Source organism: Sorangium sp. So ce1153, assembly GCF_051521595.1.
Lineage (GTDB): Bacteria > Myxococcota_A > Polyangia > Polyangiales > Polyangiaceae > Sorangium.
This window is the reverse complement of sequence record NZ_CP150361.1, coordinates 5222601-5237789: the sequence shown is the minus strand read 5'-3', so window position 1 is coordinate 5237789 and position 15189 is coordinate 5222601. Positions and strand designations below refer to the sequence as shown.

9 protein-coding genes are annotated in these 15189 nt (G+C 75.2%); 7 read left to right on the top strand and 2 right to left on the bottom strand.

The features are described 5' to 3' along the window. Window positions 1–73: 73 nt before the first annotated feature. From WME85_RS18660 to WME85_RS18640, 5 genes are all read left to right on the top strand, one after another. Window positions 74–1387 (top strand): PP2C family protein-serine/threonine phosphatase, encoded by a 1314-nt coding sequence (locus tag WME85_RS18660; RefSeq protein ID WP_437839966.1) that lies wholly within the window; start codon window positions 74–76, stop codon window positions 1385–1387. A gap of 472 nt (window positions 1388–1859) precedes the next feature. Further along, window positions 1860–2918: a hypothetical protein gene (locus tag WME85_RS18655; protein WP_437839965.1), complete on the top strand. Its 1059-nt coding sequence runs from the start codon at window positions 1860–1862 to the stop codon at window positions 2916–2918. A gap of 275 nt (window positions 2919–3193) precedes the next feature. Further along, window positions 3194–7375, top strand: a complete 4182-nt coding sequence (locus WME85_RS18650; RefSeq protein ID WP_437839964.1) for a serine/threonine-protein kinase — start codon at window positions 3194–3196, stop codon at window positions 7373–7375. Between the two features lie 138 nt (window positions 7376–7513). Beyond that, window positions 7514–8149, top strand: coding sequence for an OmpH family outer membrane protein (locus tag WME85_RS18645; protein ID WP_437839963.1), 636 nt, complete (start codon window positions 7514–7516; stop codon window positions 8147–8149). Between the two features lie 334 nt (window positions 8150–8483). Next, complete coding sequence (locus tag WME85_RS18640; protein ID WP_437839962.1) at window positions 8484–9659, top strand: hypothetical protein; 1176 nt, start codon at window positions 8484–8486, stop codon at window positions 9657–9659. Between the two features lie 66 nt (window positions 9660–9725). On the opposite strand, the gene WME85_RS18635 is transcribed toward WME85_RS18640, so the two are convergent. Then, window positions 9726–10793: a tetratricopeptide repeat protein gene (locus WME85_RS18635; RefSeq protein WP_437839961.1), complete on the bottom strand. Its 1068-nt coding sequence runs from the start codon at window positions 10791–10793 to the stop codon at window positions 9726–9728. Window positions 10794–10953: 160 nt separating this feature from the next. After that, on the bottom strand, window positions 10954–13059 hold the full coding sequence (locus WME85_RS18630; protein ID WP_437839960.1) for a hypothetical protein: 2106 nt from the start codon (window positions 13057–13059) through the stop codon (window positions 10954–10956). A gap of 64 nt (window positions 13060–13123) precedes the next feature. Between WME85_RS18630 and WME85_RS18625 the strand changes: the two genes are divergently transcribed. Then, on the top strand, window positions 13124–13585 hold the full coding sequence (locus WME85_RS18625) for a hypothetical protein (RefSeq protein ID WP_437310691.1): 462 nt from the start codon (window positions 13124–13126) through the stop codon (window positions 13583–13585). A 79-nt stretch (window positions 13586–13664) separates the two neighbouring features. Further along, the gene (locus WME85_RS18620; protein WP_437839959.1) at window positions 13665–15161 is read left to right on the top strand and encodes a hypothetical protein; all 1497 of its coding nucleotides are present in this window, start codon (window positions 13665–13667) and stop codon (window positions 15159–15161) included. Window positions 15162–15189: the final 28 nt, after the last annotated feature.

The window sequence follows — 15189 nt, the reverse complement described above, 5'->3', positions numbered from 1 at the left end:
TGATCTCGGAGACGCGGCGCGCCTTTGCTACGTTGGTCGCCGGGACATGGCCGATCTCGCAGCCGCCCTTGTCATGGGAATCGCCCTTCTCGGGCTGATCTATTGGTATTTTCGTTCAAACAACGGCGACCGGGCCCGGCCCCGCGCGGCGATCGCGCCGTCGCAGGGTGGCCCAGGAGCCCAGGCCCTCGACGAGGGGGAGGCAGATCTCGAAGGTTCTACGACGGGTCAGGACGCAGTCGGCTCGCAGGACGTCGCGCGCGCGCCCGCGAGCGAGGTCTCCCACGCGAAGACCACGGGAGGACAGGGCCGCGCGGAGCGGGTCTCGAGCGCCGAGTGGAAGCGCCCGAACGGGGCGTCGCGCCGCGACGACGACGATGACGCCTTCGACGACGATGACGACGATCTCACGCTGATCACGCTGGCGCCGCCGGAGGTGCTGCAGAACGCGATCAAGCGCCCGAGCGCACCGTCGTACGGCGGCGACGAGGAGGACGACGACGACGACGACGACCACGAGCGCGAGGAGCCCTCGGCCGTCCCGATCATCTACGACGACGAGGCCGCCGTCGACGAGCCGACCAGCTCGTCGCCGCTGCTGCTCATCAGCGCCGTGGGACAGACGGACCCCGGCCAGAAGCGCAAGAAGAACGAGGACTGCTATCTCTGCCTGGACGAGCACTACCTGTTCGCCGTGGCGGACGGCATGGGCGGCCACGCGGGCGGCGACGTCGCCAGCCGCCTCGCGGTCGACACGATCGCGCGGGCCTTCAAGGACCCGTCGTTCGTGGACAACGACGCGGAGAGCCCCTACCCCGATGTCCCCCGTCGCGGCAGCGAGCTCGCGGTCGCCATCCAGCGCGCGAACCAGGCGATCTACGAGCGGGCCCACGCCGAGCGGAGCCTCACCGGGATGGGCACGACCCTCGTCAGCGCCCGCTTCTCCCCCAACAAGCAGCGCCTCTACATCGGCCACGTGGGCGACAGCCGGTGTTACCGCCTCCGCGACAACGAGCTGACGCAGCTGACCACCGATCACACGATGGGCGCCGCGGGGATCACCGGGCCGATGGCGAACCACCTGAGCCGGGCGATCGGCATCTCGCCCGCGGTCAAGGTCGACCTGATCATCGCGCGCCCCCACCCCGGCGACGTCTACCTCCTCTGCTCCGACGGCCTCTCGAAGATGGCGACGCACGAGGCCATCCGCGACATCCTCCTCGCCGAGCCTGACCCCGAGAAGGCGTCCCAGGCGCTCATCGAGAAGGCGAACGCGAGCGGCGGTCGCGACAACATCACCGTCATCCTCGTCCGGGTCAGCGATCCCAAGGACCTCGCGCGGCTCGCCTCGCGCGCAGGCGCCATCGCGGGCGCGAGCGCGGGCTGACCGCTCGCGGCGCGCGCCCTCCTCTCTCTCCTCTCTTCTCCCCTCTCACTCGAGACCGATCCCCGCCCGGCGCCGGCCGAGCGCCTGCGCACCAGGCGGAGCCCGCCTGTCGTGCTCCGTCGGCCCGCGCGGTTGTCGCGAGCACGCTCGCGACAACCGCGCGGGCCCGCTCGCGAGCACGATTACGGACAACGTGTTTCGATTGCCACGGATACAGACATGCTCGCGCGTGAGGCCGCGGAGCAGTGATTTACAAGCAGCTGGCTCAAATCGTCACGAATAACGTGCGCGCTCGCCTTTGTAATCGAATTGAGCGCCCATTACGACGCACAGTATTCGATTATCATGCGCAGGCAGCATAAATGGCTCGAGATCGCGCGAGGAGAAGCGTCATGAGCTCTTGACGCGCTTTGGCTCGAGAGCGCTCAATGGCCGCCACGAACGACTCGCTCAGCGGAGCTATTGACTCGGGATGCAACGATCTCTTCTCTGCAACATTGTTTTCGCCTCTCTCCTGCTCGGCGCGCCGGCGCTCGCCGCAGAGCCGACGCGCCGCGTGCTGCGGATGCGCTACAGCGAGGATGCGCCGGCGGCGTCATGCCCTGGAGAGGCCGCGCTGCGCGAGCAGATCCAGCTGCGCACCGGCTACGACCCTTTCCGTGAGGACGCGCCCGAGGAGGTGGCCGTCGCGATCGGCCCGCGCGGCGACGACCTCGTCGCGACCGTCAAGTACCGAGACGCCGGCGGGGAGGTCTCCACCCAGCGCGAGTTCGACGTCCCGAACAGCGACGCGGCGTGCGATCTGCTCACCAGCTACGTCGCGCTCTCGATCGCCTTCACGCTGACGCCGTTCGGGCTCGACGGGCGCGCCCCGGCGGCGGCCCCGCCACGCCCCGCGGCCCCGCCGCGCCCCGCGGCCCCGCCGCCGGAGCCGCCGCGGAGAGGGCCGCCGCCGCGCCCGAAGCCCGCGAGCGCGCCCGGAAGGCCGTGGAAAACGATGCTCGCCGGCGTCGGCGCGCTCGCGCGGCTCGGGACGGGCGGCGAGCTGCTCGGCGGCCTGTCCTGCATCGTGCGCGCGCGCTGGTCGAGGCGCGTGACCTTGTCGCTGGAGAGCCGCAACGTCTTTCTCCCGCCGGCGGTGGACGCGCAGAAGGTCAGCGGAGGGGCGGCTCCGGACACCTCGGCCCCCGGCGGGAGCTCGAAGGCGCGGACGCTGTACGCGCGGTCGATCCTCTCGGGCGCCCTGGCCTCGTGCCTCCACACGAGCGACCTGTTCGTCACCTGCGGCCTCGCGGAGGCCGGCACGCTGCTGTTCTCCGCGCGGCCGGACAGCAGCCCCAACACGGCCTTGCTGATGATGGCGCTCGGGCTGCGCGGCGGGATCGAGCTCGCGCTCGACGACACACTCTGGTTCTACACGCACACGGAGCTCCTCGCGGCGTTCAGGCTCGAGGACGCCCCGACCATCGGCGCGCTGAGGACACCTCACCTGACCGCCTCGGTAGGCGCCGGGCTCCTCGCGGCGTTCTGAGGGCGCGGAGGGCGGCTCGGGCGGGCGGCGATCGGCCGATGGCCTGACGGCCGACGGCCCGGTTCGTGGCTGGAATTTTCGAGCGCCCGGCCTGCCTCGACGCGCCCCTCCCAGGGCCGAACGGCGCGCGACGCGAACGTCAGCCGCGCGGCCCCGGGAGGGCGCGTCAGCCCAGGTCGCCTGGCGGCGCGCGCGGCGTGCGCGGCGCGCTGCCAGCGCGCGGAACGCCTTCTCTCTGGCACGAAGCTGCGAAATTCGCGTAGCCTTTCCCGACGGTGCTCCCGGAGTTCACCGATCCGACCGACCGCTTCATGATCGAAGCCCGCAGCCGAAGCGGCGGCATGGGCGATATTTTCAAGGGCACCGATCAGACCACCGGCGCCCCGGTCGCGATCAAGATCCTGCGCGCCGCCGCGTCGGACCAGGAGCGCGCCCGCTTCGCGCGCGAGATCGCGATCCTCGCCGATCTGCGGCACCCGAACATCGTCCAGTACATCGCCCACGGCACCTGGCTCGACGGGCGCCTGTTCTTCGCCATGGAGTGGCTCGACGGCGAGGATCTCGGGCAGCGCCAGCGGCGCGCGCCGCTCGGCCTGCGCGACTCGGTGGAGGTCGTCCGGCGCAGCGCTGCCGCCATGGCCGCCATCCACGCCCGCGGGGTCGTCCACCGCGACCTCAAGCTGTCCAACATCTTCCTCGTCCGCGGCAAGGGCACGGCGATCAAGCTGATCGACTTCGGCGTCGTGAAGCTCGCGATCCCGGACGACTGTCCCACCGAGCGCGGCACGATCATCGGCACCCCGCACTTCATGGCGCCCGAGCAGGCGCGCGGCGAGCCGGTGGACGCGCGGGCCGACGTCTACTCGCTGGGCTCCGTGCTGTTCCGCCTGGTCACCGGCCGGAACGTGTTCGAGACCGAGCACGCGATCGCGCTGCTCGGGCGCCTCGTGCTCGAGGATCCGCCCCGCGCACAGCAGGTCCGCTTCGACGTGCCGGAGGCGCTCGACGAGGTGATCACGCGCGCGATCGCGCGCGATCGCGAGAAGCGGTACGAGAACGGCGGCGAGCTGGCGCGCGCGCTCGCGCGGGTCGGGGAGCTCAGCAACGACCCCCCCGCGACCGACAGGTCCGCGTCGGCGGTCCAGCGGGCGGCGGCGCCCGAGATCAAGCCGAGCCCGGCGAGCCCCGCCGGGCCGAGCGACGAGCGGCCGCAGGTGCGGCTCGCGACGAGCGAGCGGCGCGTCGTCGCCTGCGTGCTCTTCGAGCTCGGCGCGGGCCCGCTGCGCCCCGACGTGGACGCCTCGCTCCGCGAGGTCCTCGGCGACGACGCGCGGCTCGAGCCGCTCCTCAGCGGGAAGATGGTCGCGGTGCTCGGGGTGGAGCGCTCGCGCGGGGACGAGGCGATGCGCGCCGCGCGGGCGGCGCTGACCGTCGCCCGGTCGACGGCTGGCGCGCGGGTCTCGGTCGCGGTCGGTCACGCCGTCCGCGGCCGCGCGAACCTCGCCGGCGAGGCGCTCGAGCGCGCGGCGCAGCAGCTGGAGTCCGCCGTGCCCGGCGCGGTCCGGATCGACGTCTACGCGACCGCGGCGCTCGAGGGGCGGTTCGTGGTCCAGGAGGACGCGCGCGGCGGCGTGCTCCTGCACGAGGACGCGACCGGCTTCGACGCGCGGAAGCTGCTCGGGCCCCCCACGCCGACCGTCGGGCGCGAGCACGAGATCGCGAGGCTCCAGGGCATCTTCAGCGAGATCGCCGAGGACGGCGCCCCGCGCGCCGCGCTGGTGACGGGCCCCGCCGGCATCGGCAAGAGCCGCGTCCGCGCCGAGCTGATCCAGCGCCTCGACATGGCGCCGCACGCGCCGGTCATCCTGCTCTGCCGGGGCGATCCGATGAGCCAGGGCTCGGGCCTGTCCGGGCTCGGCCGCGCGCTGCGCGCGCTCATGGGCATCCACGACGGCGAGCGCCTCGAGGACCAGGTGCAGAAGGTGAACGCCCACGTGGCGGTGCGCCTGGCCCGCCCGCTCCGCTTCCTCGCCGCCTTCATCGGGGAGCTCACCGGCGTGCCGTTCCCGGACGAGGGCAACGAGCCGCTGCGCGCCGCGCGCGAGAGCCCGCAGCTCATGGAGTCGCGCATGCGGATGGCGATCGAGGCGTTCTTCCGCTCGAAGTCCGAGAGCACGCCGCAGATCCTGGTCATCGAGGACATGCACTGGGCCGACAGCACGACCGTCGACCTCGTCGACTGGCTGCTCGGCTGCACCGACCTCCGCTTCGGCGTCTTCGGCTTCGCGCGCCCCGAGATCGGAGGCCGGTTCCCGGCGCTGTGGGCGCAGCGCAACGTGACCCGCCTGTCGCTCTCCCCGCTGTCGCCGCAGGCCGCGGACCGGCTCGTGGCGACGGCGCTCCCCCAGGCCGACCCGGCCACGCGCAGCGCCATCGTGCGGCGCGCCGGCGGCTACGCGCTCTTCCTGGAGGAGCTCATCCGGTACGCCGCCGACGGGCGCGACGACGTGCCGCTCAGCGTGCAGGCGCTGGTGCAGCTCCGCGTCGATCGCATGTCGAAGGGGGTACGCGAGGTGCTGCGCGCCGCGTCCGTCTTCGGCCCGGTGTTCTGGAGCGGCGGCGTCGAGGCGCTGCTCGAGCGCGCCGTGGGCGCCGAGCTCGCCGAGCTCGAGGCGGGCGAGATCATCGCGCGCCAGCTGGAGCTGGAGCCCCGCGTCGCGGGGCAGGCGCAGTGGACGTTCCGGCAGGCGCTCGTGCGCGACGCCGCGTACGCGTCGATCCTCGAGGAGGATCGCGCCGCGCTGCACCTCGCCGCGGCCGCCTGGCTCGAGTCCGCGGGCGACGCCGACCCGGGGCTCGTCGCGCGGCACGCCGAGGCCGCCGGCGACAAGGCGCGGGCCGCGCTGCTCTACGCCCGGGCGACGCGCGGCGCCGTGGCGACCGGCGCGGAGCTCGACGTGGCGCTCGAGCTCGCGACGCGCGGGCTCGCCTGCGGGGCGGAGGGGACCACGCGCGCGACGCTCCTCGTCCACCGCGGGGAGATCTGCGAGCTGATGGGCCGCGTCCCGGAGGGCCTCGACGCGGCGGAGGAGGCCGCGCGGCTCGCGCTGCCCGGGTCGGATCTGTGGGGCGAGGCGCAGGTGCTGGCGGTGACGTGCATGATCGAGGCGGGCCAGAGCGCCGACGGCGACGCGCGCGCCGCGTCCGCGCTCTCGCCGCACTTCGCGGCGGCGCTCTCGCCGTCGATCCGCGCCATGCTGCTCGCGTCGCGCGTCCGCGGCCTCGTGGACCAGAGCCGGCCCGCCGAGGCGCTCCGCGCCGCGGAGGCGGCGATCGAGGTCGCGCGCGCGAGCGGCTCGACCGGCGCGCTCCTCCGCACCCACGAGGCCCACCTGGTGGCGCTGATGAACGTCGGGGACCTGTCCGCCGCGGTCAGCGCGGGCACGGCGCTGACCGCGGCGGCCGACCAGGCCGGCGACGCCGTCGTCGCGACGAAGGCCCGCCTGAACACCGGCTCGGTGCTGAACCACCTCGGCCTGTTCGAGGACGCGCAGGCGATGCTCGAGCGCGCGCTGCTCGACGCGCGGAGCCGGAAGCTCCGGGCGCTCGAGGGCTTCGCGCTCCACAACCTCGGCATGTCGTACGCGCGGCTCGGCAACATCGAGGAGGGCGTCGCGCACCAGCGCCAGGCCGGCCGCATCGCCGACGAGTGCCAGATCGCGCGCCTCAGGATCGTCGGCCGGCTGTACGAGGCGCTGTTCCTCGTCTGGCGCGGCGCGCCCGGCGATCACGGGACCGCCCACTCCATCGCCCGCTGGCTCTGCGAGGAGACGGCGCGCCACGCGACGTCGCTGCAGGCGATGGCGAGCTTCGCGCTCGCCCGCGTCCAGCTGGCGCGGCGGGAGCTCAAGGCCGCGGTCGACGCGGCGCGCGAGGCCTCCCGCCACCTCGACGGCGGGCCCATCGAGGAATGGAACGACGCGATCCGCCTCACGCTCGTGGAGGCCCTGCTCGCGACAGGGGACGAGGCGGCCGCGAACGCCGCGCTCGACGCGGCGTTCACCGCGCTGGCAGCGCGCGTCGAGGCCCTGCGGGATCCGCGCCACCGCGAGGCGTTCCTGCGCGGGAGCGACGACATCGGGCGGCTCATCGCCCTCGCGCGCGAGCGCCTCGGCCGATCGCTGCCCGCGCCCTCGGCGCCGCAGCGCGCGTCGACCTCGCGCGCGGAGCCGGCCGCGCGGCGCAATGCCGCGACCGCCGCGACCGCCGCGGACGCCGCGGCGCCGTCGCGGAGCAAGGTCGCGAAGACCGCCGGCGCCACGGCGCGGAAGGACCGCGCGGAAGCGCAGGGCAGCGATCCCGCGGCGCCGCGCGGCGCGGGCCCTGCCCAGAGCAAGGACGCTCACGGCGACGGCGCGGCGGCTCCCGCGCGCGAGAAGGACGCGCCACGTTCTTGACGTTGGGTGGCCGGGTAGCTAAGGCCATCCGCGATGCAAAACAACGTTTCTGAGCGGTCCAGCGCGCGCGGCTCCACGTCCTCCAGCCCCGCGCGTCCGGCTGGCCCGCGCCGGTTGGACCGGCGCATCGCGGGGCGCTTGCTGCCGCTGCTCGCCGCGGCGGCGATGGGCGGGGCGGCGCTGCTCTCGTCCGCGCCCGCGTCGGCGCAGTCGAAGATCGCCGTCGTCGACGTGCGCCGCGCCATGCTGGAGACCGAGGAAGGCCTCCGCGTCCAGGCGACGCTCAAGAAGCTGTTCGACAGCCGCCAGGTGGAGCTCGACACGAAGCAGCGCGCGCTCGCCGACGAGCGCGACAAGCTCGACAAGGAGGCCCAGGCGGGCAAGACGCCGAAGGACGCGCTCCAGCGCCGCTTCGAGACCTGGCAGCGCCAGGCCGCGGAGCTCCAGTCGACGATGGTCGACTACCAGCGCGAGATGCAGCGCAAGGAGAGCGAGATGACCACGCCGATCCTGCAGAAGGTGCTCGGCCTGCTCCGCCGCCTCGCCGCGCAGGAGGGCTACGACCTCATCCTCGACAAGTCGGCCGCGCCGTACTACCGCGCGGATCTCGAGCTCACCGATCGCGCCATCCAGCTGTACAACAGCGGGCAGACCGGCGACGCGACGCCCGGGAAGGCTGCGCCGCCGGCCAAGGGCGCGCCGCCCGCGGCCCCGGCGAAGCCGGCAGGCCCGGCGCCCAAGCCGGCCGCGCCCGCCGCCCCCGCCAAGAAGTAGCTGCTCCCCGCCGGCGCCGCGCGGTCCGCGCGCGGCGCCGCTCAGCGGCCCTGGCGACTCCGCATCTCCAGATCTCCGACACCCCACGACGGGTGACTCCATACGGCACGATCGCGTCGAAGGTGGTATCGCGCGCCGCGGTGTCCGCCCGCTGGCTCGCGCCGAGCCTCGCGCGCGATGGGGCTCCCGCGCATTGCCATCCCGCGCCGGAGAGACGTAGAGTCCATCGTGCGAGCTGCTCTCCTCGCCCGCCTCGAGCGGTCGCGCACGCTCTGCCGCAGGAGGCACGGCGCGCGGCTCCGCGCAGCGGGCAGCCTGCCAAGGAGGTGATTCGGTGAGCTCTTTTCTCGTCGGCCGGAGAGCGCACCTCGCGGCCTGGCTCGGCCTCTGCGCTTCAGGCGCGCTCGCGGCGCCGGCGGCGTGCCTGTACCCCGAGTACACCTTCGATGAGCCCGAGCCCTCGGGAGGCGCCGGCAGCAGCTCCGGCGGGGACGGGGCGGAGGACTGCGTGAACGGCGACGACGACGACGGCGACGGCCTGGTCGACTGCGCGGATCCGGCGTGCGGCGACTTCGTGTGCACGACCGCCGTGCCGGAGGGCTGGAGCGGTTACTTCGCGCTGTTCGATGGAGAGCCCGCCATGGACCCGGGCTGCCCTGCCAGGTTCGCCGCGGGGCCGCCGTTCGTCGGGAACCGCGGGCTGTCCGCGCCGCCGGCGGCCTGCGCGTGCTCGTGCGGACCGGCGCAGGGGCAGGCGTGCGGGCCTCTGAAGATCAGCGTCAGCGACTCGCCTTGCGACGCGAGCTGGCATTGCGCCTGGAATCTCGCGCCTATCTCCGGCTGGAAGGCCGGCGAGTGCGCGGGCCCCGACGGGGTCTTCGGCGGCGGGGTCGCCTGCGAGCCGGGCGGCGACAGCTGCGACGCGAGTCTCGAGGCGCATCCTTGCGTCGCCTCGGTCTCCGCCGAGGCGATCGTGGCGACCGGCGGCAGCTGCGCGCCGACGCCCGTGCAGATGCAGAGGCAGGACCCCACCTGGACGGGGCTCGGTCGCGCGTGCGCCGCCGCAGAGCGGACGGGTGAGGGCTGCAACCTCGGCCGGGTCTGCGCGCCCAGGCCGGCCGCGCCGTTCGGGGGCGGGCTCTGCATCGCGAAGGACGGCGACAACGCGTGCCCGCCGGGCGCGTACACCGAGAAGCACGTCTTCTTCACCGGGATCGAGGACACCCGCGGCTGCGAGGACGACTGCGCGTGCGGCGCGCCGTCGAACGGGACCTGCCCGACGACGCTCGCCCTCTACTCGGACACGCCGGAGGACACGTGCGAGACGCTGCTCGTCGAGCTGCCCGCCGGCGGGTGCCAGGACCTCACGGGGAACCCGTCGATCGTCGGGCGCATGGCGATGTCGCCCGGCACGCCCACCGGCGGCGCGTGCACCCCGAGCGGCGGCACCGCGACCGGCGCGGCGCGGGGCGCATCCCCGAGGACGTTCTGCTGCCAGGGCCAGAGCTGACCGGCCCGCGAGCCCCGAGCGCGCCCGCGCGTGGCTCGGCCGTGGCGGCGCCGAGGGCGGCCCGCCTCAGAACCTGCCGGCGACGCCGAGGCCCGCGAGGTCGGCGCCGGGCGCGTGCGGCACGATCGCCGCGCGGGGAACGCCCGCGCCGGCGGTCCGCCTGGCCGCGGCGGCGCCCGCGCGCGGCTCGGCCGCGGCGGCGCCGCGGCCGCTCGTCACGAGCAGGGCGATCCCCGCGGCCACGCCGGCGACGCCGAGCCCGATCCCGACCTCGGCGACGCCCGTGTACAGCCGGCCCCGGTCGGCGGTGGGCCTGGCCGACGGAGGGCAGCTCCTGTCGCCGCCGCACAGCGCGTCGAGATCGCTCAGCGTGCCGGCGCGGAGGCCGAGGAAGACGCCGCCCACGACGCCGCTCGCGATCCCCGCGCCGAGCACCACGAGGCCCGGCACCTTCGACGGCCGCGCCGCCGGCCTCGGGGCCTCTGGCGGGGCGGTGTCCGGCGGCGCGGCCGCGCGCGGCGGCGCAGCCGGGCGCGGCGGCTCGGTGACCGCAACCTCCACGGTCTTCTCGTCGCGCTCCTCGAGCGTGACGGTCTCCCGCACCACCTCGCGATCGCCGATCCTGGCCGAGACGACGTGCGGCCCCGGGTCGACGGGGATGTCGGCGCTCATCTCCGCGGCGCCGAGCGCGGACCCGTCGAGCAGGATCGTCGCCGTGAGCGCCCCCTGGCCGCGGCGGATCGCGAGCCGCGGGATGCGCTGCTCGAGGTCCTCGATGCGCGGGCCGACGTTCGCGGTGACGTCCCTCGCCTTCGGGTCACCGTCGGCCGCGGCCGCGGCGATGCGGTAGTTGCCGAGCGCCGAGACGAGCTTGCCGAGCCGCGCCTCGCACTCGGCGATGTTGAACAGCACCTGCGGCGTGCGCCGCACGTTCGCGACCGCGTGGAACTTTGCGAGCGCCGCGGGGCAGTTGTTCGCCGCGCTGAGCGCGACGCCCTGCTGGAAGAGCGCGCGCGCCTCCGCGAGCTCCTCCTTCGTCTGGGCCCCCGCCGGGGGCGCCGCGAGCAGCGCGGCGCCGAGCGCCGTGGACGCGATGATCTGCCTGCCGGTCTTCCGAAGTCCGCCGTGCTTCATGCTCCCCCTTGGCGCTCCCCCTTGGCGCTCCCCCTCGGCGGGCGCAGCGCCCGGGCCAGGCCATGCGCCAGCCGCCGGGGCGCGGCAAGGCCGGCGGAGCGCGGCGGACACGGCTCGCCGTGACGAGCGGCGGCGCCAGCGCCGCGCGCCGCAGCCGGCCTCATGCGGCGCGCCGGCGCGGCCGGATCCAGCGGCCCGGCGCGCCCGAGGCGCGCGCGGCGATCGGTCGCCAGGCCGCGATCGCCTCCTCCTGGTCGACCACGAAATCGTGCGGATCGAAGCGCACGAAGTGCCCGGTGCGGACGATGAGCTCGCGCTGGAGCAGCCGGCGCTCGGCCGGGGTGACCCGCCCCGTGTCGAGCTCGTCGAGCACGACCTCGGGGGTGTAGGGGAGCCCGCGCCGGTACCGCGCGCCCAGGTCCCAGCCCTGGCAGCGCTCGATCCAGAAGGCCCGCCAGCGCGCGGCGTCCACCGTGGGCTGCTCGACCATCTCCGGCGCCGGCGCCGCGGGCGGATCGCGGGGATCGCTGACCAGCTGCGCGAGCTTGAGCTGGCGTGGCTCGCCCACGTCCGGGTCGGGCGGGTCGGCGACGGCGATCTCCTCGTCCTCCACCGCGACCTCGTCCCACATCCCGGCGCCGGTGATCCGATCGAGCGCGTACGCCGCGGTGAGCTTCGCCGCCTTGTCCCCGTCGCGCTCGAGCAGATCGATGAGCAGGGGCACGGCCGACGCCGCGCCGGTCCAGCCCACGGCGGCGATCAGGCCGCGGCGCGGCGCCTCGAAGGCGCGGGCGACGAGGTGCCGCGCGTCCGCCTCGTCGCCCGCGAGCGCGAGCAGGAGCGCCGCCGCGTCCCCGCCCTCCGGCTCCTCCATCGCGGCGCGCAGCGCGATCGAGGCGTGCGGGTGGTCCGAGAGCGCCATGGCCGTCCAGGCGGCCTCGCGCAGCTCCGGATCCCCGGCCGCGAGGGCCCGCTGGATCAGCTCGGGCAGGCGCTGGCCCGGCGCGCAGCCGAGGTGGTGGAGCGCGCGCGCCGCGACGGCGGCCGCGTCGTCCGAGGCCGCCGCCGCGAGCTCGTCCTCGGTCGCGAGGCCCCGGTAGGCGAGGACGTCGATCGCCATCGCGCGGAGCAGCGGCTCGGGCTCGCGGAGCAGGCTGCGCAGCGCGAGCGGCAGGAGCTCGTGCGGCGCGAGCTTCAGGGCGGCGCCGAGCTCGTCGATGAACGCCCGGTCCCGCTCGCTCCGGAGCAGCGCGTGCTCCGCCGCGGCCAGCGTGTCGCGGCCCGCGAAGCAGCCGAGCACCATCGCGCTCGCGAAGGCGACGCTCGGGTCCTTCACGGGGGCCTCCGCCACGAGGCGCGGCACGTGCTCGAGCGCCGGCGCCCCGATCGCGGCGATCACGTCGATGGCCGCGAGCATGCGCCGCTCCAGGACCAGCGCGCCCCGGAAGGGATCGCCGAGCAGCGGCGCCCGCTGCATGCCGACCATCGCGACCTCCTCGAAGCACTCGCGGGCGCGGGCGCGGAGGAAGGCGACGTCGTCGATCGCGGCGCCGATCTCCGGCGCGAAGCCGGGCGGCGGCGCGGGGCGCGCGGCCTGCTCGTCCTGGCGCGGCGGGAGCGGCCGCGCCTCCGCGGCGGTGGGGAGCACGCCGGGCGCGGGCGCCCGCTTCTTCAGCGCCTCGACCGCGGCCTTGAGCTCCTCGAACGTCTTCGGCGGCGCGATCGGCGGCGGCGGCTTCGCGACGACCTCGGCCGGGGCCGGCTCCGGGACCTTGAGCCTCGGCACGAGCGACGCGCGCTGCACCGCGTGCAGCCGCGGCCGATCGCGGCTCGCCATGATCGGCGGCGGGGCGAGCGGCGGCGCGGGCGGCACGGCGGCGAGCCGCGCCTCGGCGCGCTCCAGCCAGCCCCGCGCGCTCTGGAGCAGATCGCTCACGGCCGCGAGGCCCACGTCGAGCCCCTTCGCCTCGCCGATCGGGACAGCAGCGCTGTCAATTTCCACCATGGCAGCGCGCGCGGCGCCCAGCGGCTCGGCGCGGCCGTCGAAGGCGTCGTAGATCGCGCCGAAGGCCCGCTCGAGGGCGCGCGCGGGCCCGGTCAGATCGATCAAGGGCTCGACGTCGTGCTCGAGGGCCAGCGCAGCGCGGCGGAGCGCGGCGTGCGCCCTGTCGAGCTGGTCGTGAGCGGAGCGGGCCATCCCGGCGGGCGCCGAGGGCTGCCCGTCCTGACCGCCGGGCGTGACGAAGGGCAGGTACGAGAAGGACACGCGCCATGGATACACCTGCGCGGAGGAGGCCCCAAGCAGCGCGCTGGGGTAGCCTGGCGGCGCGATGAACGAACCTCCGCGCGACGCGCTCGACGCGCGCGACCTCGATGACGTCGAGGTCTACGCGACGCTGGCCGCCCAGCTCGCGGACCCGAGCGCCGACCGCGCGGCGCTCCTCGCCGCGCACGGGCTCGACGAGGAGCGCTGGGAGGCGCTCGACGACGCCTGGCAGGCGCGCCTGTCCGAGGCGGACGACGAGGACGGCGAGGACGTGGGCGTGCCGCCGCTCGTCGCGGCCTATGCCGAGACGTTCGCCAGGGTGCAGCGCGCCCGGGCGAGGAGCGAGCTGACGTTCGACCGCTTCCTCGAGGCGGCGCGCGCGATGAAGCGGGGGACGGACATGGCGACGGTGCTGAGCCGGCTCGACCTGACGCTCGAGGATTACCTGAGCGCGCAGCAGCGCTGGACCGCGGCGATGCTCGAGGACGAGGAGCTCATGGCGCGGTTTCAGCGGGCGATGAAGTAGCAGGGACGGCCGCGCCGCGAGATTGGTCGGAGCTGCGGCCGCGCTGCGGGCGCGGCCTCGGGAGTAAGCTCGGAGGGGCATGGTGGAGAGCGAGGGGAACAGCCGATCGATCACGCTCGAGGAGCTCGCAGCCGTCGCCGGGGCGCTGGAGGCCGGCGTCCCGCGGGACGAGGTGCTCGCGGGCGCGGGGCTCTCGGGCGAGGCGTGGGAGGCGGCGCGGGAGCGCTGGCTGGCGAAGCTCGCGGCGCAGGCCGCCCGGGGGCAGCTGCGCTCGAGCCAGCGTTACCTGGAGCTCGTCGCCGGGCAGAAGGGCCGCGCCCAGGCGAAGCTGCGGGAGGCGCGCAGGAAGCTCGAGGGCCCGATCCCGGTGGCGCCCGAGGCGCACCTCCCGGCGCTCTCGGCGGCGCCCTCGGAGGGGGCACCGGCGGAGGGGGCGACGCCGCTGCACGCCGCGGGAGCGAGCGACGACAGGGCGGCGCGCTCGCCCTGGGCCAGGGCGAGCGCGGTGGGATCGCCGGCGCTCCCCCTCGCGGATCGGTCGCAGCAGCCTGGGGCGACGCCGTCGCCGCCGCCTGCGGTCGCGCCGACGCCCGTGCCCCTCCCGGAGCCGCCGGCGACGGCGCCGCCAGGCCTCCTGAAGCGCGTCGACAGGCGGACCGCCGAGATCCCGGAGATGCCGGAGGCGCTGGCCGTCAGCCAGGGCGGGTCGAGCGCACCCCCGCTCGGGACGACCGCGGCGCCAGCCGCAGCGAGGCACGACGGCGCCACGCGCATCGGCGCGGTGAACGCGCCGCCGGCGGACAGGGCCCTGCCCTTCTCTCGCACCGCCGATGTGCCTCCGGGGGACAGGGGCCTGCCCTTCTCTCGCACCGCCAATGTGCCTCCGGGCGATAGCGCCCTGCCGTTCGCTCGCCCCACTCCTTCGCCTCCGGCCGACAAGGCCTTGCCCTTCTCTCGCACTGCCCCTCTGCCTCCGGCCGACAAGGCCCTGCCGTTCGCTCGCCCTACCCCTTCCCCTCCGGCCGACAAGGCCCTGCCGTTCGCCCGCCCCGCCCCTTCTCCTCCGGCCGACAAGGCCCTGCCGTTCGCTCCCCCCGCTCCTTCGCCTCCGGCCGACAAGGCTCTTCCCTTTTCACGCCCCACCTCTCCTCCTCCGGCCGACAAGGCTCTTCCCTTCTCGCGCCCTGCCCCTCCGGCCGCGTCCTCGCGGACAGTCAAAGACGAGACAGCGCCGCTGCCGCCCGTCGCCGAGAGCTGGGCCCTGCCGTTCCAGCAGCCGAGCTCCACTGGCGGCCTCCCCTCGAACGCATCCCACGCCCAGCCCGCCGCGCGGGTGAACGCCGGCGTGGACGCGGAGACCACGCGGCGCGTGGAGCGCATCTCGTTCGCGCAGTACGCGCGCATCTGCGCCGACATGCGAGACCATCCCAATCACATCGAGCAGATCCGGAGCCACTACGGGCTCGACCCGCAGGGCTGGGCCGCGCTCCACGCGATGTGGCACGAGCGCTTCCAGTCCAATCCGACGCTCAAGGCGCGGTGGCAGGCGCTCGTCGAGCAGAGCGCGCGGCGCTGAGACGTGAGCACGGCGGCGCGGCTTCCAG

What these genes read in the sequence shown, in the direction of transcription:
- WME85_RS18655 (WP_437839965.1), top strand. Translation starts at nt 1,860, where the DNA reads ATGCAACGATCTCTTCTCTGCAACATTGTTTTCGCCTCTCTCCTGCTC.
- WME85_RS18660 (WP_437839966.1), top strand. Translation starts at nt 74, where the DNA reads ATGGGAATCGCCCTTCTCGGGCTGATCTATTGGTATTTTCGTTCAAAC.
- WME85_RS18625 (WP_437310691.1), top strand. Translation starts at nt 13,124, where the DNA reads ATGAACGAACCTCCGCGCGACGCGCTCGACGCGCGCGACCTCGATGAC.
- WME85_RS18620 (WP_437839959.1), top strand. Translation starts at nt 13,665, where the DNA reads ATGGTGGAGAGCGAGGGGAACAGCCGATCGATCACGCTCGAGGAGCTC.
- WME85_RS18635 (WP_437839961.1), bottom strand. Translation starts at nt 10,793, where the DNA reads ATGAAGCACGGCGGACTTCGGAAGACCGGCAGGCAGATCATCGCGTCC.